The following is a 26,858-nucleotide window of genomic DNA, read 5'->3' on the forward strand; positions in this document are numbered from 1 at the left end:
GAACAAGATAAACAGGACGAACAAGATAAACAGGACGAACAAGATAAACAGGACGAACAAGATAAACAGGACGAACAAGATAAACAGGACGAACACAATAAGCAAACACAATTAGAACCTATAATAGAAACAAACTCGCACAGCTTAGATATATGGGATGAAATTTCTCTAAAAGAAATACAAGCTGGGGAACACACAAATTTATTTGAAGAAAAAAGTGATTATCAAAATATTAATTTAGTACAAGTCAGCGATGTTCGCCTCTATTTGGACAAACAACTACAATTTAGTTCCGTTGATGAGCAAATTTATCATGAAGCACTTGTGCATCCGATTATGTCAAAGGTAATTGATCCAAAACGTGTTCTCATATTAGGCGGTGGCGATGGTCTTGCCTTACGAGAGGTATTGAAATATGAAACAGTATTACATGTAGACCTTGTTGACCTAGACGAGGCAATGATTAATATGGCGCGTAACGTTCCTGAATTAGTTGCTTTGAACAAAAGCGCATTTTTTGATAATCGTGTGAATGCACACGTATGCGATGCAAAAGAGTTTTTGAATTCTCCTTCCTCTTTATACGATGTAATCATCATTGATTTCCCTGATCCAGCGACAGAGTTATTAAGTACTTTATATACAAGCGAACTTTTTGCTCGTATAGCTACATTCTTAACAGAAGATGGTGCTTTCGTCTGCCAATCTAATTCACCTGCTGATGCACCTCTTGTATATTGGAGTATCGGTAATACAATTGAAAATGCCGGCTTAATTGTAAAAAGCTATCATATAATTGTTCCTTCTTTCGGAACTGACTGGGGATTTCATATTGCAGCTAATTCTGCCTATGTACTCGATCAAATTGAGCAATTATACGTAGTACCAACTCCTCGAACATTACCTTCTCTTCTTTTTCCTTTATTTCAATTTAAAGAAGAACATTTAGATCACCGTAATCTCGCTCTTCTAAACTCAGAATCCAATCTTATCCTACATCAATGTTACAAAAAGGAAATGGAGTTTTGACGATATTATAGTAAGGAGTGCTAACCTATGGAATATTCTACTTTCGGTAAGCATATAATAGTAGATTTGTGGGGAGTGGATTTTTCCCTCTTAGATGATATTCACTTTTTAGAACGCCATTTAGTTGTCGCTGCCGACCATTCTGGCGCACATGTTTTAAATGTAAGTACAAAAGAATTCCATCCTTATGGCGTTACAGTATTAGTGTTACTATCAGAAAGCCATCTTTCTATTCACACTTATCCAGAAAAAAACTTTGCAGCAATTGATTGCTATACATGCGGTACAACTGTTGAACCACAAATGGCGATTGATTATATCGTAAATATATTAAAACCGGAGCAGATACAAATAAAAAAATTGATTCGTGGTATAGGAGAAATTGTTACTATCGATTAACTATTTCTCTTACTCATCCGTAAAAAGGAGGATTGCAACTACCATCAGTGGGATGAACACCCCACTGATGGTGCGGGCAAATACATAAAAAAACCTTGCATACGCAAGGTTCATTCATTCACTGACATCTTCCTATATAACTCTACAAATTCACTCGCTAATTCCTTTACTGTAATCGCATTCATTAAATGATCTTGTGCGTGCACCATCAGTAAGGTAACCTCTGTCTTTTCCCCACCAGCCTCTTTTTGTATAAGCTCCGTTTGTACACGATGTGCCTCTTTTAATTCTTCTAGTGCCTCTTGTAATTTAGCTTCCGCTTCTGTAAACGCCCCACGCTTCGCGCAATCAATTGCTTCCATTGAACAACTTCTTGCATTTCCCCCATGCAAGATTAGATGAAAAGCTTTCGTCTCTATCGTATCCATTTTAGTTCTTTACTCCCCCTTTTCTTCAGCTAATTTTTGTTTATCCCATATTTTTAAGAACGGTAAATAAATAAAGAATGCTAGTGCAAAGTTAACAAGTTGCAAAATAACACCTGAAATTTTCCCACCCGATCCTAAATATCCACTAAAAAGAATAGGTGTCGTCCAAGGTACAGCCGCTCCGCTCGGACGAGCAACTAATCCCCATTCCATCGCAAAGTAAGAAACAAGCGTTAATACAACTGGAACTAATATAAATGGAATAAGTAAAAGTGGATTCATTACAATCGGCATGCCGAACGTCACCATTTCATTAATATTAAAAATACCAGGTGCAATGGACAATCGACCAATACTTTTTAATTGCTGACTTCGTGCAAACAATAACATTCCTACAACTAAAGCAAGTGTTGCACCAGAACCACCCATGTAAATCCACAAGTCAAAGAACTGTGCCGTAATTGTATTCGGTACATCTTGACTAGCCTGAAACGCTACGCGATTTTGATCCATTAACGATAACCAAATCGGGCTCATTACACCACCAACAATTGCAGCACCATGAATTCCGCACGCCCAAAGAACATGGACAATAATAACTGCAATTACTGCGCCCCAAAGACTAGCACCAAGTACACTAAGTGGCTCTTGCAGCAGCTTCCCTACAACATTATGAATACTTCCGAAAGTTGTATGTTCAAAAATCAATCTAATGATCCAAACAACTGTCACAACAATAAATCCTGGAATAAGAGCAGCAAATGAACGTGTTACTGCAGGTGGAACTGTCTCAGGCATCTTTATAATCATTTTTTTCTGTACAATAAATCGGTATATTTCAGTAGATATAATTGCAATAATCATCGCTACAAATAAACCTTGGCTTCCCATTAACGCCGCTGGGATTGCTCCATCTACAATCACACTTTCCTTCGTGCTTGGTATAATATATGCAACTTGAAATGGAGTCGCAAGTAAAAATGTCACAAGCGACAATGCCCCGGATGCTAAAGCATCTACTTTATAATACTCTCCAAGTCTGTAAGCGATTCCAAAAACAGCTATTAAAGCCATTATATTAAAAGTTGCACTAACTGGATACCCCAAAGCTTTCTGCCAACTCTCACCAAACAACCCTGCCATAAAATCATTATAACCTGGTATTGGTAATGCACTAATAATAAGAAAAAATGATCCAATAATTAAGAAAGGCATCGTTAAAATAATTCCATCACGTATAGCTTGCAAATGCCTCTGCTCTGCTACCTTTCCTGCTATTGGCATTACATATTTTTCTAAAAACCGTATCATCTATCCCACTCTCCTCATGGTTTCATTGACAAAGCTGCTTGCAAGATAGCCTCCCCATTACAAAGTCCGTAATGGACGGATTGAATGACATCAACATGTATCCCTTTCCCCTTACATAGTTCTTTCATTTTCGGTAATAAATAACGTACTTGCGGTCCAAGTAAAAGTACATCTGCTTCATCGATGTGACTATTCACTTCAGAACCTGATACAGCCCAAATCTTTACCTCTATCCCTTTTGCCTGTGCTGCTTTCTCCATTTTTGTAACAATCAAACTGGAAGACATTCCCGCCGCACAGCAAAGCAAAATATTCATCCCGCATCCCTCCCCTTTTTTCTAAACCTAAGTTATGGTACATCCCTTGCTACCACTAGGTTACAAATATATATGTCTAGATTTCTAACTGTATGCCGAGCTTAAAAACAAAAATTTCTCGGTTTTCACGCTATTCCATCTATCGGTATTCTTCTAGTAAAGAGGACTCTAACTCGCTATAATAGTTCAGTATGATTTTTTTATAATTGATAGGAGGGTATATTTATGAAGGCATATCGCTTTCCACTTATTTTATTATCTTCTATCCTAATTGGTGGTTTCATTGGTTATTTCATGGGTGCCGATGCAGTTGCTTTAAAGCCACTTGGTGACATTTTCTTAAACTTAATGTTTACGATTGTTGTACCTTTAGTATTCTTTAGCATCGCGTCATCTATTGCTAATATGGATGGATTAAAACGTTTCGGTAAAATTATGTCTAGTATGGCTGGAACTTTCTTATTTACAAGTATTTTAGCTGCTATTTTTATGATTATTGTCGTGAAAGTATTCCCGCCAGCACAAGGCGTTGTATTAGAACTAACACAACCTGACAAAGCTGAAAAAGCAGTGAGTGTTGCGGATCAAATCGTCGGTATCTTAACAGTATCTGACTTCTCGAAGTTACTATCTCGTGAAAATATGTTAGCTCTTATTTTCTTCTCTATCTTAATGGGGGTTGCAACTTCAGCAGTTGGTGAAAAAGGTAAACCATTCGCTACATTCCTACAAGCTGGTGCAGAGATTTCAATGAAAGTCGTATCTTTCATTATGTACTACGCTCCAATCGGACTTGCTGCTTACTTCGCAGCATTAGTTGGCGAATTCGGACCACAACTTCTTGGAACTTACTTCCGAGCAGCAATGGTATACTATCCAGCATCTCTAATTTATTTCTTTGTATTCTTCACTTTCTATGCATACCTTGCAGGTCGCAAACAAGGTGTTCAAATATTTTGGAAGAATATGGTCTCTCCTACAGTTACATCTCTTGCAACTTGTAGCAGTGCCGCAAGTATTCCAGCGAACTTAGAAGCAACGAAAAAAATGGGTATTTCTTCAGACGTTCGTGAAACAGTTGTCCTTCTTGGATCTACACTTCATAAAGACGGCTCTGTTTTAGGCGGGGTATTAAAGATTGCTTTCTTATTCGGTATTTTCAACATGGAATTTGAAGGACCAAAAACATTAGCAATCGCACTTGTCGTTTCTCTATTAGTAGGAACAGTAATGGGTGCTATTCCAGGCGGAGGTATGATTGGGGAAATGTTAATCGTTTCTCTATATGGATTCCCGCCAGAAGCACTGCCAATTATCGCAGCAATTAGTACAATTATTGATCCTCCTGCAACGATGTTAAACGTAACCGCAGATAATGCTTGTGCCGTAATGACAGCTCGCCTTGTAGAAGGTAAAAACTGGATCAAAAATAAATTTGCTTAATAAATAAAAAGAGGATGCTCTAAACGAGCATCCTCTTTTTGTCGTTATTTGTTGATAAGTCGATATCCCTTGTCGAAACGTCGATATATTGAAAAAATCGTTGATATATTTGAAGTTATGATAGATATATTCGAAAAATCGTTGATATCTCCCCTTGCCACAAATTTGTTAAAATCTTCACAAATATTCCACACCTCTCATCCTTACTCCGTACTATAATCATGTATGGAGAAGGAGATGGAAACAATGACACAAAGCGCACCGGAATTTAAAGTTTTGCAAAGCATTGCATTTCTTGCTGTCGTTTTGCAAAGTTCCTTATTATATACAATGAATCAAGGAAATGTCTTACTTGAACAGTCCCTCATTATGGGTATGCTATTTAATCTCGCAAAGTTTTCAGCACCTGCATTCATATTTATCGTTGGGTTTCACCTAATTCGTCACTATACAAAGCAATTAGTATACAAAGAATATATTTCTGAAAAAGCTACACACTTACTCATTCCTTATTTCTTTTGGTCTATTCTTTACTTATTAACAACAAACGATATTATGACATTACAAGGCGGGATAAAAAGTTTACTACTCGGAACAGCCGCACCGCATCTTTGGTACGTTATTATGATGTTCCAAATTCATTTATTATTCCCTTTACTATGCACACTATTTTATTGGTTTCAAAAACGAACAGAAAATAAAAAAGACATATATAAATATATGACCATCTTTGCTTGTCTATATTTCCTTTTAATGTGGTACTCCTCTCACTACATTTTTAATGGAGAGAAATTGACTAGTTCAACCATTTTACATTATACAGATCGTTCCTTCTTCTTCTACTCGTTCTATTTCGTTATGGGCGGAATCGCTGCTGTATCATTAAAAACTTGGCGTATATTTGTCATGAAACATATCCCGCTTATCACAATATTATTTTTCATCTTATTTTTATTCATCAATTATGAGTTATTTAGTTTTTACGGAGCAAACTCTATTCATTTAACCGTTTCTACTTATTTAAAACCGTCTATGTTTTTATATATCGTTTGTGAAATTATGATACTGTACGTGCTATCTATTACAATCGTACAGCGACGCGGTTTCTTATATAAAGCTTTACGATTTATCGGAAATTACACGTATGGTGCTTATTTAGCTCACTTTTTCTTCTTGCAACTATGTACAAAATTCCTTTCTTTATTCACACTGCAAGAAAACACAATATTATATAGCCTATTATTATTTACAATAACGGCTACAATCTCGATTTCAGCAATGGCCATTTGCAGTACACTACCACTTCATACGTGGATTACAGGACCTTCTCCTACAACAAATATAAAGTGGGCGAAGATCATACTTCGGAAAAATCACGAAAAAGTATGCAAACCATATCTTTGATATAATAGAATTCCATACAAGAAAAGAAAGTAGGATACACCTATGATTAATCAAATTGGACAAATTATGTTATATGTAAATAATCAAGATGAAGCCGTACAATTTTGGACTGAGACAGTAGGATTCCAAATTATTGCGGAAGAAAATAACGGAAAAGGATTCCGCTGGATTGAAATTGCACCGGCGAAAGAAGCAGGAACAAGCATCGTCCTTCACGATAAAGCGTTAATCGCGAAGATGCAACCTGAACTAAATCTTAATACACCTTCACTTATGTTCTTCTCAAATAACTTAGACCGTCTATATAAAGACCTTTCTGAGAAAAATGTCACAGTTGGACAAGTTGTAAATTTACCTACTGGTAAAGCATTTAATTTTGCTGATAATGAAAATAATTACTTTGCGGTAATGGAACGAAAATAAAAAAGAAGCTATCCGAAAAAATCGGATAGCTTCTTTCATTTTAAGAAACTTGTTCTGTATTCGTTTCTCTATGCTGTATATGACTCGTAATCCAAGCAATTCCACCAGCAACAACGAGGTAACATAACAATATTAAAATTTGCATTCGTAATTGCGACCAATCCCCTAAAGAAATAACATCTTGTAATCCTCTAAGAGAATGTGACATTGGAAGAAACTGTCCGATTTTGCTAAGAACAGCTACGTTTAATTCTCCTGGGAAAGTCCCCCCACTCGTCGCTAATTGCAAGACGAGAAGTGTTACTGCCGCGAATTTCCCAACAAGACCAAATACCGTTACTAACATAAGAATAAACGTCATGAACGTAAAGGAAATAACAATACTTGATAAAACAAAGAGCGGTACACTTGCAACTTCTAATTTCATGGCTCCTAGCACAACAACATCTACAAGTAGCGCTTGAATGAGCCCAATTAAATATACTAATCCTAGTTTATTAATAAAGTGTACCGTTCCACTTACCTTCATATTTTGTCTACGGCCAAGCGGTAAAATATTTGATGCCATAATTCCGCCGACATAAAATGCAAGTGATAAGAAATATGGTGCAATACCTGAACCGTAGTTAGGTACGTCAGAAACTGTTGACTTCACTAATTGAACTGGCTCCGAGAACATCGTATTGCGTGCATCATCATTGCGAACATCCGCTATCTTCTCTGCGCCCTCTCCTAATTTCGTAGCAAGTTCTTTCGCACCGTCGTCAAGTTTAACAAGGCCATTCACTAACTTGCCAGCACCATTATTCAGCTCTGTTCCACCACTCGCAAGCTGATTTACACCTTCTTGTAATGATGTAAATCCATTGCCCCACTTCGTAAATCCATCAGCTAGATTTGCCGCACCATCTGCTATCTTTTTCGTTCCAGCAGTAGCTTCATTTAACTTAACTCCGAGTGTATTCATGCCTTCTTCAACTTTAAGCTGACCGTCAGCAAGCTTCTTCGCGCCTTGTGTCAATTGTTGTTGGCCATTATTTAAAGTATTTGTTGCTTTAGCTAACCCATTAGAAGTAGCAACGATTTTTTGAAAAGCAGGATCTTGCTGTGCTTCTGGATGACTTTTCATGTACTCCTCTAATTGCTTCTTCACACTACTTGCCGCATCATCCGCTTTCACTTGTCCCTCAGCAAGTTTCTCGCTTCCGTTCACCCATTCATTTGTACCAGCACTTAATTCACTAACTCCTGATTGTAAAGTTCCTTCACCTTGCGCTAGTAATTCCAAACCACTATGAAGTGATGTCGCTCCTTGACTTAGCTCATTTGCTCCCCCGGTTAAAGCAGATTGACTGGATGCAAGCTTGTCACTTCCTTCTTTCAATTTCGATGTCCCGTCACTTAAACGATCAATACCATCCGCAAGCCGATTTGCTCCATTTTTTGCATCGGTCGTTCCTTCATGTAACTTCTCAGCCCCATTACTTGCATCACTCAATCCTTGTGCCAAATCTTGAAACTTTGAAAAGACACCTTCTGTATAAGATTTCGTAATACTGTTTGAGATTTTTGTTTTCATATTTTCAACAGCTGTCGTTCCAATTTGAGCTGCTACAAAGTTTTTACCTGGATTTACTTTGTACTGCAATTGTGCCGGTTCTGGTTTCTCATCCATAAGTGTACTTACTTTTTTAGAGAAATCTTCCGGAATCGTAACAACCATATAATACTTATCTTCTTTTAACCCTTCATCAGCATTTTTTTCTGATACGAAATGAAAAGCCAGTTCCTTATTCTCTTTTAAATTTTTAACAAAGTCGTCTCCTGCATGAATTGTTTTTTCATCCATTGCAGCACCTTTATCTAAATTCACAACTGCAACAGGTAATTTATCTAATCGTCCGTATGGATCCCAATATCCAGCTAAAAAGAATCCCGAATAAATTAAAGGAACGATTAATAAAAAAATTAAAGCGATACGTCCATGTTTATGGTGCCACATCGCTTTCCAATCTTTAAATATAAGTTTAATACCCTTCATGAAACATGCTCCTTCTCCTAATTTAACACCATTAGAATGGTTTAACAGATTTACTATACACGTCCATTTTCATACTGTATAATACATCTTTAATTATCAATTCATTCCCTTTGGTCTATAGAAAGGAGAGTCAAAATGGAACTGCTCCAATTAAAATACTTTCAAACAGTCGCACGACTAGAACATATGACAAAAGCAGCTGAAGAATTGCATATCGCGCAGCCTTCACTCAGTAAAACAATTGCTAGACTAGAAAAAGACTTAGGCGTTCCGTTATTTGATCGCCAAGGTCGACAAATTACATTAAACTCTTTCGGGAAAGTATTCTTAAAACGAGTAGAGCGCATTTTTCATGAATTAAGTGAAGGCGAACGAGAAATTAAAGATTTAGCTAACTTACAACAAAGCTCTATTACGCTGGCCGTTTCTATTCCAAGAATATTACCAGAACTACTCGGTTCTTTTTTACTAGAACATCCTAATGTTAGATTCCAACAGTTTCTCGCATCTACTCCTTCTATGAAACGACAACTAGATAATATAGAAATTGACTTTTGCATTTCTTCTGTGCCAATTGAAGGCGAGGAAATGGTTTGGGAACCACTTATTACAGAAGAAATTTTCTTAGTCGTCCCTTCAGGCCACCGTTTATCAGGACGTGAAAGTATCTATCTTCATGAAGTAAAGGACGAACCGTTTATTAGTATGAACACTGGTTATGGATTTCGACACTTAACAGATGAATTTTGTAAAGAAGCTGGCTTCACTCCACATATCGCTTTTGAAGTAGATGAACCAACCGTGATTAGCGACCTTATTAAGCAAGGTCTCGGCATCGCTTTTGTCCCAAGTTTAACTTTATTAAAAAACTCTACTTTAGCATTAAATAAATTACGTATTATTGAACCGAATTGCGAGCGAACCATCGGCTTAAGTTGGTCGAAGAAACGCTATCTATCAAAAACTGCCCAGCAATTCCGTGAATTCGTGATTGACTACTTCTCCAATATTAGGTCATAAAATTATATCGATCATAACTTCAAATATATCGACGTTTCGCCAAGAAATATTGATTTATCAACAAATAACGACACAAATAGAAGGTGCCACCCCCATAGGATGGCACCTTCTATTTCTTACTCTTCTCTAATTCCATTTCAGCTAAAAGTGGTAGTACATTATCAAAAATATGCGTATTATTATTTTCGCCTGTTACGTACCCACCGTAATATCTACTAAATACATTATCATTTCGGAATGTGGCCATATGTTCATACAATTCCGTCGCAAACTTTGTATCACCTGTTTGTAGTACGTACAAAATCGTTAATCCGTAAGCAGCTGGTGATTCATAATCCACAGTTTGTTTTCCCGTTTCTAAATTATAACGGCCGTATAACTTTCCGTCCTTCTGGAACTTCTTCTTTATGAATTCCAAATAAGCATCTGATGAAAGACCACCTAGACTACGATGATATGCAACGTATGATTGGTCAATAAGATTCACTTCTTTATCGTACGTAAATGTACCATCTTCCTTATACTCTTTCGGGAATGCCCAGCCATGCCTTGGATAATTCGCTAGAAATTGAACCACTTCTTGATACTGCTCAGCAGAAACTTTTCCATACTTTTTCATGTACGAGAATGCATGCGGATTTATGTATGATGTTGTTGCAAAACCACTTTGCTTCCCTGCATCCGCGTCATAATAATCAACGTAATAATTATCTTTCTTATTGTAACGAAGTACAGCATCACTCAATTGATCTGCAAGATTTTTATAACGATCTTCCTTATACATTTCATAAGCACGATATAATTGTTCTATAATACGAAGATCATCTATAAGTGCATTTGTAGCTGACTGCATTTCTCCCTTTTCAGAGACTTTCCATAAAACGATACGATCCTTATGTACAAAGTTATTTTGAACGACCTTTACTTGTTCATCAAATAACGCTTGATCATCTTTATCCAATGTATATTGTAGCCATAGCCCTGCCGATTCTGATAAAGCTTCACGGCCTTTCGCTTCCCCAGTACCTGCCTTTGTATCTTCTAAACGGTAGGTGGCAAGTGTCCCATTTTCATTCACCATATGTCTTAAAATAAAATGTTCCGTACGGTTTCCTTGTAAGGCTGACCAAAATACAATTCCACCTAAGGCGATTAAGAGAATAACTCCAATCCCTATATATAAACGTTTCCGCAATCTTTTCACCTCCCTAATAAGGCTAACCTTAATTTTACCAGAACATACGTAAATTAAAAAAGACAATCTATTAGATTGTCTCCCGCATTTCTACCCCTCACAAACCTCTTTAGAAGGTCTATATAGTGATTCCACAAGTCGGTCATATTCACGACGTGTAATTTCTTTATTATACAACTTCAATAATAAATCTCTATGCTCTTTTGAAAACGCCATCTTTTTAATGACTTCAGGATACATAAAACACCCTCTCCATTTCACATAAACTTCTCCAACCGAAACAGAACTTATGTTCGCATAAAAGATTATAAAATATTCCTAGATAAAAAACAAACAAAATATTATTAAACGTTAATTTCTTTCTATTTATAATATTCAAACACCATATTACCATATTCACTTTTTAAATACATATATATTTTTGGCAGTTTATTGAATAAATCTTCCAATTCAATCAGAAAATAATGGCAAAAAAGAAGAGGAGTATATATATGGATACCGTAACATTAGCAAGAGCGTTTTTTGGTTCTTCATTAGCATTCCACATTATCTTTGCAACACTTGGAGTCGGGCTATCTTTGATGATTTTTATAAGTGAGATACTCTATCACTGGAAGAAAGATTCCGACTATGCCATTATGGCAAAAAGATGGACAAAGGCTTTTGCTATTCTTCTCGGTGTAGCAATTCCAACAGGAACAATTGTTGGTGTACAAATCTCACTTCTTTGGCCTGGTTTCGCCAAAATTGTTGGGCAAGTTATTTCTGTTCCCTTTCAAATTGAGATTTTCGCCTTCTTTTTAGAAGCTTTATTCATGTCTATTTATGTATATGCAGCTGATAAATTACCTCCATTCATGAGATTAATCTCACTCTTTTTCGTCATGATCGGCGCCACGGCATCCGCCGTGCTTATTACATCAGCAAATACATGGATGAATACACCCGCAGGCTTTTCCATGGGGCCAGATGGATCGGTTTTTAACGTTGATCCGTGGAAAGCTTTCTTTAATCCGAGCTTTGGCACAAGCGCATTCCACGTCGTTATTACAGCCTATGCGACTGGAGCAGCCGTCATTGCCTCTATCGCTGGATTTAAATTATTAAAGAAGAATGTAAGTGAGCGTGAAGTGGCTTATCATAAAAAGGGACTACTGCTAGGACTCGCCGTGACATTTATTACAGGTGCTACGATGTGGCTCTCGGGGCACGAATCAGCAATCGCCTTACATAAGCATTCACCTGAAAAACTTGCATCTGCTGAAGCTTTATTTGAAACGACATCACATGCTCCTTTATCAATTGGCGGGGTTGTGGATCCTAACACACTTGAACTAAACTATGCACTGGAAATTCCGAACATGCTTAGCCTATTAGTGGGACTAGACCCTAGCACCGTCGTAAAGGGTTTAAAGGAATTCCCACAAGAAACATGGCCACCATTTTACACACATACGCTGTTCAACTTAATGGTGGGCACCGCTGCCTTCACCTTTGCAGTTGCAGCAATCGCTCTCTTATATTGGTACTTCGTTTACCGAAAAAAAGGAGCCGAGTTACCGAAGTGGCTTCTTTGGGGAGCTGCCGCATGTGGACCAGTTATGATGCTCGGTATTGAATTCGGATGGATTTTCAGCTGTAGCGGTCGTCAGCCGTGGACAATTTATGGTATGCAGCGTACAGTCGATGCTTCTACACGCGCTGATTTCGTCGGTCCTTTATTTATTCTATTCATTATTTTATATATCGGACTCGGTATTTTAACAGTCTTTGTACTACGGACATTCTTTAAGAGACATCCGCTAAAGAATGATTTACATCACCAAGGAGGCGATTCTCGTGCATGAGGAAAGCATTGCAATCATCATCTTATGGGCTCTTATTTTCGTATACAGTATATTAGGGTCCATTGATTTTGGAGCGGGTTTTTGGGGCATGGTATATGCAAAACATCCAACACTTGCTGCCAAGCTTGCCAATCGATACTTATCACCAACTTGGGAAGTAACAAATACGTTTCTTGTCTTTGTCGTTGTCGCTTTCCTTGGTTTCTTTCCGAAAGCAGCCTTTACCCTTGCAACCGTTATGTTCGTACCAGTCATGCTAATTCTAGTACTCGTTGCAATTCGTAGTACATTTATGGTATTTGCTTACTCTCTGCCGAAGTACCAACATCTTCTTCGGATTATTTCAGGTATTACAGGGCTCTTAATTCCAGCCCTATTAATTACCGTTTTACCTGTTACAGAGGGTGCCTACATTACAATGGCTGAAGGAAAAGAAGTACTCCTTTACGGAAAACTTCTTTCTAGTCCTGTTATTTATTGTTATATGCTATTCGGACTAACTTCGGAACTGTTTCTATCTTCTCTCTTTCTCGCTGATTTTGCGAGAGAGCAAGGTTCAGAAGATGCATATAGAATTTATAGAAGAAATGCCATCATACTTGGTCCTGCAACGCTCGTTACGGCAATTATAGCTCTCGTTGTAATGGACCCACAAACACACTGGCTAATGCAAGGATTAATAAAGCAATTCCCATGGTTTACAGTCTCTATCATTTTATTTGTTATCGGCTATTCCTCCCTTTGGTGGACAAATAAGAAATATAGCACACTAGGATTTCCTCGCATTGCAGTTTTAGCTGTCGTCGCTCAATATGCATTTGCAAGCTACGCTTACGGCGTCGCTCATTTACCGTATATCATTTACCCGGACGTAACTGTATTTACAAGCTTTACGACGGTCGAAACATTCTATGCGCTACTTATCCTCTACGCAATCGGGATTGCAATTTTACTACCCGGATTCATTTTCTTCTGGAATTTATTCTTGAAGGATCGAACTTTTTTAAAGGAAAAATAAACATATAAGCTGGAAATGGGGCATTATCATATATAATGTCCCTAAGTATTAGGCCCCTCTCTCGATAGTTATTTCACTACTATCTACATTTGCCTCCTATCATCAAATACACATATTCACTAGATTCAATTAAATGCCTAGTTCCTATCATTTTTTTGTGAATATACTGCTATATAAACTTGAGACAAGCTACATCCGTTCAAGGGAAAATAGAAAGGTAGGCTAACTATGAGCATTGAGATATGGATTACTATTATTGTATTCTTCTTAACGATGGTTGTTATTTTTTGGCGACCTCGTGGCTTAAATGAGGCATGGCCAGCAGCAATTGGCGCTGGTATTATCCTCATTACTGGACTTGTATCAAAGCCAGATGTCATGGACATTATAAGTAAAATCGGAGGCGCTGCCATAACGATATTGGCGACCATCGTTATGGCAGTTATATTAGAAAGCTTCGGCTTCTTCCATTGGGCTGCAGCAAAACTCGCAAATTTAGCGAAAGGTTCTGGACGCCGCCTATACTGGTACATTCAATTACTATGCTTTCTTATGACTCTTTTATTTAATAATGACGGTAGTATTTTGATTACAACCCCAATTTTAATCCTTCTTCTGAAAAATCTTCAATTAAAGCCTCATCAACAAATTCCTTATTTATTAAGCGGTGCTTTAATCGCCACTGCTTCTAGTGCACCAATCGGTGTAAGTAATATCGTAAACTTAATCGCATTAAATATCGTTAATATGACTCTTTATATGCATACTGCTATGATGTTTGTACCTGCAACATTAGGATTATTGTTTATGTCATGGCTCATGTACACTGTTTTAAAGAAAAAATTACCAGAGAAATTACCGGTTTCTTCATATGATATTGAAGAAATTTTCTTCACGAAAAACTTCCATCCGTTAAAAGGAAACAATTCTGTTGATACGAAACAAAAACGTACAAAATTCATGTTAAAAGTATTAGGTTTCGTCTTCCTTATGCGCTGTCTTCTGTTCGTTGCATCCTTCTTATCTATCCCAATCGAAATCGTTGCGGTGCTCGGTTCCCTCGTTCTTCTTATCTGGAGATGGTACTACTTACGAACAAACCCTGTCGATATTTTGAAAAAGACACCGTGGCACATTTTAATCTTCGCCTTCTCTATGTACGTCATTATTTACGGGCTTCACAACGCAGGATTAACAGCCGCACTTGTGCAATGGCTCGAGCCACTTGTAAGTCAGCATTTACTCTATGCTAGCTTTGCAATGGGCGGACTTGTATCCATCCTCTCTAACGTCTTCAATAACCACCCTGCCCTTATGATTGGTACAATCACATTAACAGAAATGGGGCTAGATCCAGTCACATTAAAAACAATCTACCTCGCAAACATTATTGGTAGTGACATCGGTTCACTATTATTACCAATCGGTACACTAGCTTCCCTCATCTGGATGTATATTCTGAAACAAAACAAAATTAAAGTAAAATGGAAAGATTATTTAAGCGTATCTCTCATCGTTATTCCTCTCACAACAGTCGTCACATTATTCCTCTTATACTACTGGGTACACCTCTTCTTTGCCTTATAAAGAAAACAGAAGCCCCCTTTGCTACCGTCTTAGCAAAGGGGGCTTTTTCTATAATTAAGTTAGGTACTACAGTGTGATCAATCAAGTAAAGAGGTGTAACGTGTTATTGGTATAAATGACTACCAGTATCTTTAAATTCTTTCGCCTTCTCTTTCATTCCTTTTTCAATTGCTTCTGTCGTTTCTAAGTCATTTTCTTTCGCATATTCACGAATATCATGTGAAATTCTCATACTACAAAACTTCGGTCCACACATTGAACAAAAATGAGCTGTTTTCGCTCCTTCTGCTGGTAACGTTTCATCGTGATACTCCATCGCACGTTCAGGATCTAAAGACAAATTAAATTGATCGCGCCAACGAAATTCGAAACGTGCTTTTGAAAGTGCGTCATCACGCTGATGAGCCGTTTTATGCCCTTTCGCAAGATCAGCCGCATGTGCTGCAATTTTATACGTTATAACCCCTTCTCGAACATCATCTTTATTTGGTAAACCTAAATGTTCTTTCGGCGTTACATAACAAAGCATCGCCGTTCCAAACCAGCCGATCATTGCTGCTCCAATTGCGGATGTAATATGGTCATATCCTGGTGCAATATCTGTCGTTAGCGGCCCAAGTGTATAAAATGGCGCGCCCTGACAAATATCAAGTTCTTTCTCCATATTTTCTTTAATTAAGTGCATCGGTACATGTCCAGGTCCTTCAATCATAACTTGCACATCATGTTTCCAAGCGATTTTCGTCAATTCACCAAGCGTTTCAAGCTCCGAGAACTGCGCTTCGTCATTTGCATCTGCAATCGAACCTGGACGTAATCCATCTCCAAGCGAGAATGAAACATCGTACTGCTTCATAATTTCACAAATCTCTTCAAAATGAGTATATAGGAAGTTTTCTTTATGATGGAATAAACACCACTGTGCCATAATCGAACCACCGCGTGAAACGATACCTGTCGTACGTTTTGCAGTAATTGGAATGTAACGAAGTAATACACCAGCGTGAATCGTAAAGTAATCAACGCCTTGCTCCGCTTGCTCAATTAACGTATCACGGTACACTTCCCACGTTAAATCTTCTGCAATTCCGTTTACTTTCTCAAGTGCTTGATAAATGGGCACAGTTCCGACAGGTACAGGAGCATTACGAATAATCCATTCGCGCGTCGTATGAATATTTTTACCTGTAGATAAATCCATAATCGTATCTGCACCCCAGCGCGTTGCCCATGTCATCTTCTCTACTTCTTCTGCAATAGAAGAAGATACAGCAGAGTTTCCGATATTTGCATTTACCTTCACATGAAAGTTACGTCCGATAATCATCGGTTCTGCTTCCGGATGGTTAATATTCGCTGGTAAAATCGCACGACCTTCTGCGATTTCCTTACGAACAAACTCAGGCTCCACTCCTTCACGAATCGCAACATACTCCATCTCAGACGTAATAATGCCATTACGCGCATAGTGCATTTGCGTAACATTTGCACCTTCCTTCGCTCTAAGCGGCTTACGATCCATTTGCGGGAAAATAGGTGTATGTTTCGAAGCCACTTTCACACCGTCATCCTCTGGCTTTACTTCACGCCCTTCGTATGCCTCTACATCACCACGCCCTAGGATCCAAGAGTGACGCGGCGCCTGCAACCCCTTTTCCAGTTCCACTTTATACTCAGGATCTGTATAAGGTCCACTCGTATCATACACACGGATGGGCGGATTTTGGACACCATTCGTATCGCTTTGTGCAATCTCACGCATCGGTACTTTCATACCTTCCCGTGGTCCATCTACATACACTTTCTTACTTCCTGGTAAACTCGATTTCAATTCAATTTGCTCAGCTGAAACAGATTGTTTCATAACCTTTGTTGCCCCCCTGTACGTGACAAGGACGAGATATGGCCAGCGTATGCCAAAACAAAAAGAGCCAGGTCCATAAAAAAATAAGGACCTGGCTCATAAAAGACATCATTATGTAAAGCCGTTAACTTCCCTACGCTGGTACGAGCCAGATCAGGTCCAAAGGGTTAAGAAGTTCACACGCTTCTCTCTCAGCCTACGCATACGTTAGGCACCCCTAGTTTATCACTGATTTAATTTTCAATACTTTCCCATCATACACGATAATCTGAAAAATGCAAAGGTTATTTATTTTCCGCTTACGGAATCATCCAAGTTAAATAATAAGCCTGAACATACGTCATAATCCCAACAATAATAACGAAGAACAAACTATGCTTAACTGTAAAACGGAACAAATCCGACTCTTTTCCGGCAAGTCCAACTGCCGCACAAGCAATTGCAATCGATTGCGGAGAAATCATCTTACCTGTTACACCACCTGTTGTATTTGCCGCAACGAGAAGTACTTCAGATACGCCAACTTGCTGCGCCGTAATTGCTTGTAAATTCGAGAACAGTGCGTTCGCTGACGTATCGGATCCTGTTAAGAATACACCAATCCAACCTAGGAATGGTGAGAAGAACGGGAATAGTCCGCCAGTTCCTGCTAGCGCTAGCGCTAATGTAGAAGATAGACCAGAATAGTTTGCGATAAATGCGAATCCTAATACGAATCCGATAGATAGAATTGGCATCTTAAGTTCGTTTAACGTTTCTTTAAATGTCGCTACTGCATCTTTTGCACTCATTTTCAAAATAAAGATAGAAATAATACAAGCAATTAAAATTGCCGTTCCAGTCGCTGATAAAACATCTAATTTCAAAATTGCTTCATAAGGCGTTGGTTTATTTACTATCGGCTCTGCTTTCATTACTAAATTGTGTAAGCCTGGAACTTCAAACTTAAATACAAGACTTTCTAAAGCGCCTCCTGGAGCAAATAAAGATTTAAAGAAGCTTTGGCTCCAAACAACTACCATAACCGTTAAAATAATGAACGGAGACCATGCTTTCACTACTTTTCCTATTGTGAGTTTTGGCATAGATGTCGTCGTTGTTGCCGCTACTTCACTATTTGCTTGTTTAGATTGATAGATTTCTTTCGGTTGCCAAACTTTTAAGAACAGCGCTAAACTCACTAAACTTACAAGTGCTGACGTAATATCCGGAAGCTCTGGCCCTAGAAACGTTGCTGTAATAAACTGTGTACTTGCAAATGAACTACCTGCTACAAGTAACGCAGGCCACGTTTGTTTTACCCCTTTAAACCCATCCATTAAAAATACGATGAAGAACGGAACAAATAATGATAGAAACGGTAACTGATGTCCAGCCATTTGTCCGATTTTATGTGGATCAATACCCGTTACTTGTCCAGCAACTGTAATCGGAATTCCCATCGCTCCGAATGCTACCGGTGCAGTATTTGCGATTAAACAAAGACCAGCCGCATATAAAGGATTTAATCCGAGACCTGCTAGAAGCGCTGCCGTGATTGCTACTGGTGCACCGAATCCCGCAGCCCCTTCTAAAAATGCTCCGAATGAAAAACCAATTAGAATAACGAGTAAACGGTGATCGTTTGTAATAGATAATACAGATGCACGAATGACATCGAATTGACCTGTTTTTACGGAAATTTTATACAAAAATACCGACATAATGATTATCCAAGCAATTGGCCATAGTCCGTATAAAAAACCGTATCCGGTTGCTGCCATCGCCATCGTAAACGGCATTTTATAAGCGAATAACGCTACTAAAATTGTAAGTACAACTGTAATAAACCCTGCCACATACCCCTTCATGCGGAAAACTGCTAAAGCTAAGAAAAAAAAGATGATTGGAATAAGTGCGACTGCTGCCGAAATCCAAATGTTACCGAACGGATCATAAACTTGTGTCCATGTGTTCATTGTTCTCTCCCCCTAAAGAATCCCCTTTTAAATAGAATAACCTCATCAATAGACTATCAGGTCATCATACCTTTAAGTCTAAAAATAAAAAACGTTCAAGAAAACGTTTTCATCTAATCCCATTTATACTTTATCACAGCATTTTCCATAAAAAAAGATTTTTTTGAAAATTTTATTATTTAAAGAAAAAATCTTACAAAATCGTCACGTTCTTGTAATGTTCATCGATAGTAAGCTTGTAAAAATTACTGCATAATAATAGTATAACAACGGACATTATTTATGAGGTGATATATATGAATGGAAACAAAATACTAGCTGCTTTATCATACTTTAGTGTACTATTTGCCCCTATCTTATTCCCAATCATCGTTTGGATTGTGGGGGATGCTGAAACAAAGCCACATGCAAAACGTGCTCTATGGACACATATTATTCCAAGTATCGCTACATTTATCGGCGTAGCCATTTTAGGAATTATGGGCATCGGATCGGACCAACCAGATGTAACACTTGGAATTGGAGCAATGATTGTCTTAGCTATTTGCGGAATCATCAGCTTATACTACTTCATCTGGAACATTGTAAAAGGAATTAAAGTGCTGAAAGCTTAATTTTAAACAAACGTTTGTTTAAAAAAGGACACTTGCAATTTGCAAGTGTCCTTTTCCCGATTAGTGTGAGCTAATAATTAGCGGGGGATGCCCCTACGGATTAAAGTTTCACTTTATCTTCTTCGTTTCTTCTTTTTTCTCATCATTTTCTTTCGGCGCGTATTCGTTTTATCCGCTATAATGTGAAGCGTGCTCGCCACAACAATTCCCATTAGGAACGTTTTAATTTCCACCTCATGTTTTTTCGCAATTTCTATTAAGTTCCCGTCCAGTGCTATTACATTTAATAGAAATAAAAACGGAGAAAATACGATTAACATGTATGCAATACGAATTACATCACCAAGTATAATCGTATGTGTAAGAAAGGAACGATGTGGCATTACTTTCTTATACGGATACCAAAATATACGCAGGAATCCCCATTTATTATACGCATTACTGTACGTATCTAAATCAGGTGTTAAAAATGAAGTACCTACTAAAAAGCCAATTGCAAAAGTTAATAAAAAATCAAAATTTGTTAATCCATACGAAAAGAGCAGAAACAAAACAACCGGAAGGGATATTAAGTTTATTTTCGTATGCGTTTTTCCTGATGGCATAATGCACTTCCTCGCTTACGTTCGCCCTGTCACTCTATGACAGTTCTCACCTATTGATCTAATTTTTGATCGATAAATGATGTGTCTATATCCGAACCAAACCATTCTGCCAACTTCACTCGTGCCTTATCTTTCACATCTTCATTGACATATAATGACGCCTGTATTAGTGCGGCCGTTAATGCCCCTAAATCGTCCGTATAACCAACTCCAGCAATGAAATCTGGGATGGCATCAATCGGTGCAATAAAATAAGCAAGTGCTCCAATTACAATAATTTTCACCCGCTTTGGAACATCAGGTCTTTGCAAAACGTAAAACAGTAATAAACTTGCATAAATGACTGACTGTCCAGCTTGCTTTGCAACATGTTTTACTTTTTTCCAAAACGCTTCAACTGAAAATTTTTGTTTCATGTAAAAGCCCCCCTATTTTTCAAAAGAAATAAGCTACAATATATTACCAGTAAAAGTTCATCAAAATTACACATAATCTATCAATAAATTTTTATTTTAACAAACAAAACTAAAAAGAACAAGTGTTCGTTAATTTTTATACCCTTTCCTTCATATAATAGTTTTCTAGACAAACCATTACATATCTCCATTTCTTATTTCTCAACCATGAAAATTTTCACTTTCACTTAACATTCTTCTCTATCTTTGTTATATTTTCTAGTTGACGGACATATAAACGAATGATAAAGTTTTCTCTGGTAGTGACAAAACACATACAAAAAATGTAAAATGTTATAGTGTTTCTCAGAAATGAATTTTGTTGTATAATACAGAAATGACGTTATACTTATGAGCAGCAAAAGAAACCAAAAAAGGGTATGCATAGTTAAAGTCGTATATGGGTGAATATAGAAGCTCTAATTATGGCAAAAGAAACTATGTATTTTTTATTTTAACATTTTTCGCTCCAAAATCGACCAAGCCTGATAGAGAAAGGGTGGAAATGAATGAAAGAAACCTTGAAATCACAATTTCAAAATGTGCGTTTCACTTTATTCGTAGCTTTAGCCGTATGGCTGAAAACCTACATTATTACACGCACAAGCTTTGATTTAAAACTTGAATCTTTCATGCAAGAATTCATTTTATTCATTAGTCCATTAGCAGCATCATTACTGTTTGTGGGACTTGCATTATTTGCAAAAGGAAAAAAACGTAACTATATAGCACTTGGAATTAATTTTGTTTTAACGTTCATTCTTGTTGGTAACGTAATGTTCTACGGATTCTACAATGACTTCGTTACTTTACCAGTACTAGGGCAAACTTCTAACTTTGGAAGCTTAGGTTCTAGTGTAAAAGAATTATTTAACTACAAAATTATCCTTGCATTTGCGGATATTATCGTATTCTTCATCTTATTAAAGAAGAAGAAAAACTTTGCACCGACAGAGCGTGTAGCACGTCCGATGCGTTCTCTATACTTCGTGTCAACAGTTGCTATTTTCTTCGTAAACCTAGGGTTTGCAGAAGCTGAACGTCCAGAACTATTAACACGTTCATTCGACCGCGTTATGCTTGTTAAAAACTTAGGATTATATGTACACCAAGCATACGATCTTGGCTTACAAGCGAAGTCAAGTTCACAAAAGGCATTTGCAGACGGTAGTAAATTACAAGAAACAGAAAACTATGTGAAAACAACACAAAGTAAACCAGATCCAAATATGTTCGGTACTGCAAAAGGAAAAAACGTAATTGTTGTCTCTCTTGAGTCATTACAAACATTCTTAATTGGCGCAACAGTTAACGGACAAGAAGTTACACCATTCTTAAACCAATTTACGAAAGAAAGTTATTACTTTGATAACTTCTTCCATCAAACTGGGCAAGGTAAAACATCTGATGCTGAATTCTTAGTAGATACTTCTTTATATCCACTAGACCGTGGTGCTGTATTCTTCACACACGGTAACAACGAATACACAGCAACTCCAGAAATTTTACGTCAGCAAGGGTACCACACATCGGTATTCCACGCAAACAACGCAACATTCTGGAACCGTAACATTATGTATCCGGCACTTGGTTATGATCGTTACTACAACGAGCTTGACTACAAGATTACGCCAGAGACAAAATTAAACTGGGGATTAAAAGATATCGAATACTTTGATCAGTCTATCGATATGTTAAAAGAAGTGAAGCAACCATTCTATACTCGCTTCCTTACTTTAACAAACCATTACCCATTCTATTATGATGACAGTACGAAATTAATCGATGAATACAATTCTGGTGATGGTGTATTCGATCGTTACATGGTAACTGCTCGTTATTTAGACGAAGCAATGAAACACTTTATTGAGCGTCTAAAAGCAGAAGGTATTTATGACAACTCTGTAATTGTATTCTACGGTGACCATTATGGTATTTCTGAAAACCATAATCGTGCAATGGCACAGTTCTTAGGAAAAGAAGAAATTACTGCATTTGACCATATGAACTTACAAAAAACACCGATGTTTATTCACGTTCCAGGTCAAAAAGAAGGTAAAACAATTTCAAAACCAACTGGTGAAATTGACATTAAACCAACTATTCTAAACCTACTTGGTGTAGATTCTACGGATGACGTTCGATTCGGTCATGACGTATTCTCACCTGATAATAAAGGATTCGTTGTTCTTCGTGACGGTAGCTTCGTTACAGATAAGTACATGTACACGAACAGTACATTCTACGACCGTGCTACTGGCGAAGTTGTACAATTACCGAAAGAAGAATCTCAACCACTCATTGATCGTGCCCAAAATGAATTGAACATGTCAGACAAACTCATTGAAGGTGACTTACTTCGCTTCTCTGAAAGTAACAAGATTAAAACTGGTGAAGTAAAAACAGCTATTAAAGAAGAAAAGAAGAGCGCTGAGTAATCTCAGCCTCTTTTTTTTATTTTCCGCTATCCTTCCTTTCCTATTCATTAACTTTAAAATTACATAACCTTTACCAAATATTCACACCACATTAACGAAACATCCCTATAATAAAATATGCAAACAAGGTTCTACATATTTCTTATCTCTCATCTTCAATAAGATCCCTTAAAGAAATATGCGAACCGTTTGTTTTCTACTTTCTTTTAATTGTCTTTTAAAGTGTTTTGTTCTCACGTACAAAACCTTCAATAAGATGATATCCCTATGAAAGATAGCTACCCTCCTTTTGCAGCATTCCATATGAATGTTGCTTTTTTTTATTTATAGGCAGGATTCTTATTTCTTATTTTCGAATTTGTATATACAAAATGCTATAAATCTCTATTACTTCCCTATTATTTACAAATACATATACGTCATATGTAGAGTATTGCTTACATAAAAATTACTATAGCGATTTTATGCCGCGTTAACCAGCAATAGGAATCCCACTTCAAAATTCGGTCGGATTCAAAAATCATACGGGCAGTCTACTAACCGTATAAGCTCGATTAATCAAAGTTTCACCTTACTTCAGTACTTACGAAAGGATGGGATGGAAATTGGCATATGAAAGATTTGTACTTTGGAATGATGCAGTTATTGATACAACAAAACAAAAAACATACATAGAACTAGAAGAAAGAGGCTTGCAATTTGGAGATGGTGTCTACGAGGTAATGCGGCTCTACAACGGAAACTTTCACTTATTAGATCCGCACATAACAAGACTATATCGCTCCCTGGAAGAAATAGAATTATCGCTCCCTTTCTCAAAAGCAGAGCTCATCACCTTGCTTTACAAACTCATTGAAAGTAATAATTTCTACGAAGATGGAACCATTTATTTGCAAGTATCTCGCGGTGTACAAGCTCGTACTCATGCATTCTCATATGACATTCCCCCGACAATCTATGCCTATATCACAAAGAAGGAAAGACCGGCTTTATGGATTGAATATGGTGTACGTGCTATATCAGAACCAGATACTCGCTGGCTTCGCTGTGATATTAAATCATTAAATTTACTACCAAATGTATTAGCTGCTACGAAAGCTGAACGCAAAGGTTGTAAAGAAGCCCTTCTCGTACGAAATGGTATTGTAACTGAAGGTAGCCGTTCCAACTTCTTTTTAATTAAAAATGGAACACTCTACACACATCCAGCCAATCATCTTATTTTAAACGGAATTATTCGTCAGTATGTCCTTTCTTTAGCTAATACTCTTCACATTCCTGTACAAGAAGAACTTTTTAGCATTCGTGACGTTTACCAAGCCGATGAATGTTTCTTTACAGGCACGACGATTGAAATCTTACCGATGACTCACCTTGATGGAGCTGCGATTCAAGATGGTCAAGTTGGCCCCATTACAAAAACAATACAAAAATCATTTTCTCAAAGCCTTTTAAAATCGAACACTCCATCTTCTTAAATACGAATAATTATCACTCCTTATAATGTTAATATATGTATTTAAATCAAAATCAAGGTAGAAATTCCTGCCTTGATTTTTTTCTTGTAATCTTTTTGTCACATTCAGTTTCCCGCATAAGTCTTGACAGTAATCGACATGCCTTTTAGAATTTTTAATAGTTGGTAAATTTTTCTTCACTACATTACAGACAGAAAGGAATCGACAAACTATGAAAAAATACCTTGCCGGTCTTGCGGCAGTGTCTGTAGCAGGAGGAGCAGCCCCTACACTTGATAGTGTGCAAGCTGCCCCGGAACAAAATACACAAAAAACTGCTACACAAACTGTACAAGCTTCTGCACCTAACACTTCATCTTACACGGTAAATGCTGATGTATTACATGTTCGTGCAGGATCAAGCACTTCTCAAGATATCATCTCTCGTGTTTATAACGGTCAATCATTAGACGTGATTGGCGAAGAAAATGGTTGGTTCAAAATTAACCATAATGGAAAAACTGGCTTTGTCAGTGGCGAATTTGTATCAAAAAAGGGAGCAAGTAATTCTAATGTAAGTACAACAGGTGGAAAGAATAAAGTTACTGCCGATGTATTACGTGTACGTACAGCTCCTAACACTTCTAGTTCTGTTTCAGGACGTGTGTATGAAGGACAAACATTAAACGTAATTGGTCAAGAAAATGGTTGGGTGAAAATCAACCACAATGGACAAACTGGTTACGTTAGTGGCCAATTCGTATCAGGTGTTTCTGCAAATACAGGAGCTACAAACGATACGAATCAACAAACTGTACAACCAGCAAGCGGAAACTATACAGTAAATGTATCTTCCCTTCGTGTTCGTACAGGTCCTAGTACTTCTCACACAACTATAGCTTCTATTACAAAAGGACAAGTAGTACAAGTTGTTGGCGAAGTTCAAGATTGGTTCAAAATCAATTATGCAGGACAAGCTGCCTACATAAGTAAAGACTACGTAACAAAGGGCGGTTCTAACGAAAACGGTTCACAAGGCAACAATCAAAACAATAACGTAACTGTTCAAACTGGTGGTACTTACGTTGTTAACGCAACGTCTCTACGTGTTCGTACAGGCCCTGCTGCTTACCATAGTGTAATTGGCGGCGTGTTAAATGGTACAACATTAAACGTAGTTGGATCTGAAGGTAGCTGGTTTAAAGTTAATTACCAAGGAAAAACTGGTTTTGTGAGTAGCGAGTTTGTAAAATTCGTTAAAGGTGGCACTGCTACTCCTGAACAACCAAAACAACCTGAAAAACCTAACCAAGGTGCAATTGGTGACTACTACATTAATGCTTCTGCACTAAATGTACGTAGTGGCGAAGGTACAAATTATAGAATCATAGGGGCACTTTCACAAGGACAGAAGGTGCAAGTAATCTCTGAAAACTCTGGATGGAGTAAAATTAACTATAATGGCCAAAATGGTTATATCGGAACACGTTTCCTATCTAAAACACCAGTTGGTGGTGCAGTAGATAAGCCTAACAACAATAATAATCAAAATAACAACAATCAAAACAACAACAATACAGGCAACAACAGCGGTGACACTTCTTCTCTACTTGCATACGCGAAATCTATGCAAGGTGTACCATACGTTTGGGGCGGTACTTCTGCTAACGGTGTTGACTGCAGTGGTTACATCTACCACGTATTTAAGAAATTTGGTCATAACATTAGCCGTCAAAGTGTTGCAGGATATTGGAGCAGCTTACCGAAAACTTCAAGTCCACAACCAGGCGACTTAATTTATTTCCAAAACACTTATAAAGCAGGTCCTTCTCATATGGGAATTTACCTTGGGGGCGGATCATTTATCCAATCTGGAGATAAAGGTGTAGCAATTGCTTCACTAAGTAACTCTTATTGGAAGAGCCACTTCTTAGGTTATACGAAAGCACCTTAAGTTATAGTTTCAGAGCCTTCTAGATTACTAGAAGGCTCTTTTTTAAAGAAC

At 37.6% G+C, this 26,858-nt stretch carries 23 protein-coding genes and 1 riboswitch; of the genes, 13 read left to right on the plus strand and 10 right to left on the minus strand.

The genetic code is table 11. The features are described 5' to 3' along the window. Together G9F74_RS25770 and speD are read left to right on the plus strand one after the other, a co-directional pair. Window positions 1-1,029: polyamine aminopropyltransferase (locus tag G9F74_RS25770; protein ID WP_165406313.1), on the plus strand; the 1,029-nt coding region annotated here is incomplete at its 5' end. 27 nt (window positions 1,030-1,056) lie between these two features. Then, window positions 1,057-1,428 carry an adenosylmethionine decarboxylase gene (gene speD, locus G9F74_RS25775; protein WP_000456812.1) on the plus strand — a complete coding sequence of 124 codons (372 nt, stop codon included), beginning with the start codon at window positions 1,057-1,059 and terminating at the stop codon, window positions 1,426-1,428. A 110-nt stretch (window positions 1,429-1,538) separates the two neighbouring features. Here the strand turns inward: speD and G9F74_RS25780 are convergent, their stop codons facing one another. From G9F74_RS25780 to G9F74_RS25790, 3 genes are read right to left on the minus strand one after another with little or no spacing between them, the layout of a single operon-like run. Further along, the gene (locus G9F74_RS25780) at window positions 1,539-1,856 is read right to left on the minus strand and encodes a PTS sugar transporter subunit IIA (RefSeq protein ID WP_000379629.1); all 318 of its coding nucleotides are present in this window, start codon (window positions 1,854-1,856) and stop codon (window positions 1,539-1,541) included. 9 nt (window positions 1,857-1,865) lie between these two features. Then, window positions 1,866-3,167, minus strand: coding sequence for a PTS cellobiose transporter subunit IIC (gene celB, locus G9F74_RS25785; protein WP_000617766.1), 1,302 nt, complete (start codon window positions 3,165-3,167; stop codon window positions 1,866-1,868). A 14-nt stretch (window positions 3,168-3,181) separates the two neighbouring features. After that, window positions 3,182-3,484, minus strand: coding sequence for a PTS sugar transporter subunit IIB (locus tag G9F74_RS25790; protein WP_016107254.1), 303 nt, complete (start codon window positions 3,482-3,484; stop codon window positions 3,182-3,184). A gap of 225 nt (window positions 3,485-3,709) precedes the next feature. Here G9F74_RS25790 and G9F74_RS25795 point away from each other — a divergent pair, with 225 nt between their 5' ends. The 3 genes from G9F74_RS25795 to G9F74_RS25805 all read left to right on the plus strand — a co-directional run bounded on the left by G9F74_RS25795 (window position 3,710) and on the right by G9F74_RS25805 (window position 6,754). Continuing rightward, on the plus strand, window positions 3,710-4,927 hold the full coding sequence (locus G9F74_RS25795; RefSeq protein ID WP_000649372.1) for a dicarboxylate/amino acid:cation symporter: 1,218 nt from the start codon (window positions 3,710-3,712) through the stop codon (window positions 4,925-4,927). A gap of 246 nt (window positions 4,928-5,173) precedes the next feature. Further along, window positions 5,174-6,331, plus strand: coding sequence for an acyltransferase (locus tag G9F74_RS25800; protein ID WP_000194326.1), 1,158 nt, complete (start codon window positions 5,174-5,176; stop codon window positions 6,329-6,331). A 42-nt stretch (window positions 6,332-6,373) separates the two neighbouring features. Continuing rightward, entirely contained in the window at window positions 6,374-6,754 is a 381-nt protein-coding gene (locus tag G9F74_RS25805; protein WP_000609842.1) for a VOC family protein, read from the plus strand. 40 nt (window positions 6,755-6,794) lie between these two features. Here G9F74_RS25805 and G9F74_RS25810 read toward each other — a convergent pair whose 3' ends face one another. Next, window positions 6,795-8,795, minus strand: a complete 2,001-nt coding sequence (locus G9F74_RS25810; RefSeq protein WP_016107255.1) for a YhgE/Pip domain-containing protein — start codon at window positions 8,793-8,795, stop codon at window positions 6,795-6,797. A 135-nt stretch (window positions 8,796-8,930) separates the two neighbouring features. Between G9F74_RS25810 and G9F74_RS25815 the strand changes: the two genes are divergently transcribed. Continuing rightward, window positions 8,931-9,815 carry a LysR family transcriptional regulator gene (locus tag G9F74_RS25815; RefSeq protein WP_016107256.1) on the plus strand — a complete coding sequence of 295 codons (885 nt, stop codon included), beginning with the start codon at window positions 8,931-8,933 and terminating at the stop codon, window positions 9,813-9,815. A gap of 109 nt (window positions 9,816-9,924) precedes the next feature. Here the strand turns inward: G9F74_RS25815 and G9F74_RS25820 are convergent, their stop codons facing one another. Further along, window positions 9,925-11,010 (minus strand): hypothetical protein, encoded by a 1,086-nt coding sequence (locus tag G9F74_RS25820; RefSeq protein WP_001231684.1) that lies wholly within the window; start codon window positions 11,008-11,010, stop codon window positions 9,925-9,927. Window positions 11,011-11,100: 90 nt separating this feature from the next. Beyond that, window positions 11,101-11,250: a hypothetical protein gene (locus tag G9F74_RS25825; protein ID WP_000283176.1), complete on the minus strand. Its 150-nt coding sequence runs from the start codon at window positions 11,248-11,250 to the stop codon at window positions 11,101-11,103. Between the two features lie 251 nt (window positions 11,251-11,501). Here G9F74_RS25825 and cydA point away from each other — a divergent pair, with 251 nt between their 5' ends. From cydA to G9F74_RS25840, 3 genes are all read left to right on the plus strand, one after another. Next, entirely contained in the window at window positions 11,502-12,857 is a 1,356-nt protein-coding gene (cydA, locus tag G9F74_RS25830) for a cytochrome ubiquinol oxidase subunit I (RefSeq protein ID WP_016107257.1), read from the plus strand. After that, window positions 12,850-13,875, plus strand: a complete 1,026-nt coding sequence (locus G9F74_RS25835; protein ID WP_000544171.1) for a cytochrome d ubiquinol oxidase subunit II — start codon at window positions 12,850-12,852, stop codon at window positions 13,873-13,875. Before cydA ends, G9F74_RS25835 begins: the two co-directional genes overlap by 8 nt. Before the next feature lie 228 nt (window positions 13,876-14,103). After that, window positions 14,104-15,462 carry an arsenic transporter gene (locus tag G9F74_RS25840; RefSeq protein ID WP_016107258.1) on the plus strand — a complete coding sequence of 453 codons (1,359 nt, stop codon included), beginning with the start codon at window positions 14,104-14,106 and terminating at the stop codon, window positions 15,460-15,462. Between the two features lie 103 nt (window positions 15,463-15,565). On the opposite strand, the gene thiC is transcribed toward G9F74_RS25840, so the two are convergent. Continuing rightward, a complete protein-coding gene (thiC, locus tag G9F74_RS25845) occupies window positions 15,566-17,326 on the minus strand; it encodes a phosphomethylpyrimidine synthase ThiC (RefSeq protein ID WP_016107259.1) in 1,761 nt (586 codons plus the stop codon). A 113-nt stretch (window positions 17,327-17,439) separates the two neighbouring features. Continuing rightward, window positions 17,440-17,555: riboswitch (TPP riboswitch) on the minus strand. Window positions 17,556-17,625: 70 nt separating this feature from the next. After that, a complete protein-coding gene (gene lldP, locus G9F74_RS25850) occupies window positions 17,626-19,284 on the minus strand; it encodes an L-lactate permease (protein WP_016107260.1) in 1,659 nt (552 codons plus the stop codon). A 296-nt stretch (window positions 19,285-19,580) separates the two neighbouring features. Here lldP and G9F74_RS25855 point away from each other — a divergent pair, with 296 nt between their 5' ends. Next, window positions 19,581-19,898: a magnetosome magnetite crystal formation protein family gene (locus G9F74_RS25855; RefSeq protein WP_001014094.1), complete on the plus strand. Its 318-nt coding sequence runs from the start codon at window positions 19,581-19,583 to the stop codon at window positions 19,896-19,898. A 113-nt stretch (window positions 19,899-20,011) separates the two neighbouring features. Here G9F74_RS25855 and G9F74_RS25860 read toward each other — a convergent pair whose 3' ends face one another. Further along, on the minus strand, window positions 20,012-20,503 hold the full coding sequence (locus G9F74_RS25860) for a metal-binding protein (RefSeq protein WP_001139015.1): 492 nt from the start codon (window positions 20,501-20,503) through the stop codon (window positions 20,012-20,014). A 50-nt stretch (window positions 20,504-20,553) separates the two neighbouring features. Beyond that, on the minus strand, window positions 20,554-20,919 hold the full coding sequence (locus tag G9F74_RS25865; RefSeq protein WP_000810376.1) for a YkvA family protein: 366 nt from the start codon (window positions 20,917-20,919) through the stop codon (window positions 20,554-20,556). Window positions 20,920-21,467: 548 nt separating this feature from the next. On the opposite strand from G9F74_RS25865, the gene G9F74_RS25870 reads away from it, so the two are divergent. The 3 genes from G9F74_RS25870 (at window position 21,468) to G9F74_RS25880 (ending at window position 26,807) form a co-directional block, all read left to right on the plus strand. Continuing rightward, window positions 21,468-23,396: an LTA synthase family protein gene (locus G9F74_RS25870; RefSeq protein WP_016107261.1), complete on the plus strand. Its 1,929-nt coding sequence runs from the start codon at window positions 21,468-21,470 to the stop codon at window positions 23,394-23,396. A gap of 593 nt (window positions 23,397-23,989) precedes the next feature. After that, on the plus strand, window positions 23,990-24,874 hold the full coding sequence (locus tag G9F74_RS25875; protein ID WP_002060282.1) for a D-amino-acid transaminase: 885 nt from the start codon (window positions 23,990-23,992) through the stop codon (window positions 24,872-24,874). A 211-nt stretch (window positions 24,875-25,085) separates the two neighbouring features. Further along, a complete protein-coding gene (locus G9F74_RS25880) occupies window positions 25,086-26,807 on the plus strand; it encodes a C40 family peptidase (RefSeq protein WP_016107262.1) in 1,722 nt (573 codons plus the stop codon). The last annotated feature ends 51 nt before the right edge of the window (window positions 26,808-26,858 follow it).

Origin of the sequence: Bacillus sp. EKM202B, from assembly GCF_011066025.1 — a bacterium.
In the GTDB taxonomy this organism is placed as follows: domain Bacteria; phylum Bacillota; class Bacilli; order Bacillales; family Bacillaceae_G; genus Bacillus_A; species Bacillus_A toyonensis.

Coding starts and splice junctions, on each gene's coding strand:
- celB (WP_000617766.1), bottom strand. CDS start 3,167: ATGATACGGTTTTTAGAAAAATATGTAATGCCAATAGCAGGAAAGGTA.
- G9F74_RS25805 (WP_000609842.1), top strand. CDS start 6,374: ATGATTAATCAAATTGGACAAATTATGTTATATGTAAATAATCAAGAT.
- G9F74_RS25825 (WP_000283176.1), bottom strand. CDS start 11,250: ATGTATCCTGAAGTCATTAAAAAGATGGCGTTTTCAAAAGAGCATAGA.
- G9F74_RS25815 (WP_016107256.1), top strand. CDS start 8,931: ATGGAACTGCTCCAATTAAAATACTTTCAAACAGTCGCACGACTAGAA.
- G9F74_RS25875 (WP_002060282.1), top strand. CDS start 23,990: ATGGGATGGAAATTGGCATATGAAAGATTTGTACTTTGGAATGATGCA.
- G9F74_RS25800 (WP_000194326.1), top strand. CDS start 5,174: ATGACACAAAGCGCACCGGAATTTAAAGTTTTGCAAAGCATTGCATTT.
- G9F74_RS25865 (WP_000810376.1), bottom strand. CDS start 20,919: ATGAAACAAAAATTTTCAGTTGAAGCGTTTTGGAAAAAAGTAAAACAT.
- G9F74_RS25795 (WP_000649372.1), top strand. CDS start 3,710: ATGAAGGCATATCGCTTTCCACTTATTTTATTATCTTCTATCCTAATT.
- G9F74_RS25790 (WP_016107254.1), bottom strand. CDS start 3,484: ATGAATATTTTGCTTTGCTGTGCGGCGGGAATGTCTTCCAGTTTGATT.
- cydA (WP_016107257.1), top strand. CDS start 11,502: ATGGATACCGTAACATTAGCAAGAGCGTTTTTTGGTTCTTCATTAGCA.
- G9F74_RS25780 (WP_000379629.1), bottom strand. CDS start 1,856: ATGGATACGATAGAGACGAAAGCTTTTCATCTAATCTTGCATGGGGGA.
- G9F74_RS25840 (WP_016107258.1), top strand. CDS start 14,104: ATGAGCATTGAGATATGGATTACTATTATTGTATTCTTCTTAACGATG.
- G9F74_RS25810 (WP_016107255.1), bottom strand. CDS start 8,795: ATGAAGGGTATTAAACTTATATTTAAAGATTGGAAAGCGATGTGGCAC.
- G9F74_RS25855 (WP_001014094.1), top strand. CDS start 19,581: ATGAATGGAAACAAAATACTAGCTGCTTTATCATACTTTAGTGTACTA.
- speD (WP_000456812.1), top strand. CDS start 1,057: ATGGAATATTCTACTTTCGGTAAGCATATAATAGTAGATTTGTGGGGA.
- G9F74_RS25860 (WP_001139015.1), bottom strand. CDS start 20,503: ATGCCATCAGGAAAAACGCATACGAAAATAAACTTAATATCCCTTCCG.
- G9F74_RS25870 (WP_016107261.1), top strand. CDS start 21,468: ATGAAAGAAACCTTGAAATCACAATTTCAAAATGTGCGTTTCACTTTA.
- G9F74_RS25880 (WP_016107262.1), top strand. CDS start 25,086: ATGAAAAAATACCTTGCCGGTCTTGCGGCAGTGTCTGTAGCAGGAGGA.
- lldP (WP_016107260.1), bottom strand. CDS start 19,284: ATGAACACATGGACACAAGTTTATGATCCGTTCGGTAACATTTGGATT.
- thiC (WP_016107259.1), bottom strand. CDS start 17,326: ATGAAACAATCTGTTTCAGCTGAGCAAATTGAATTGAAATCGAGTTTA.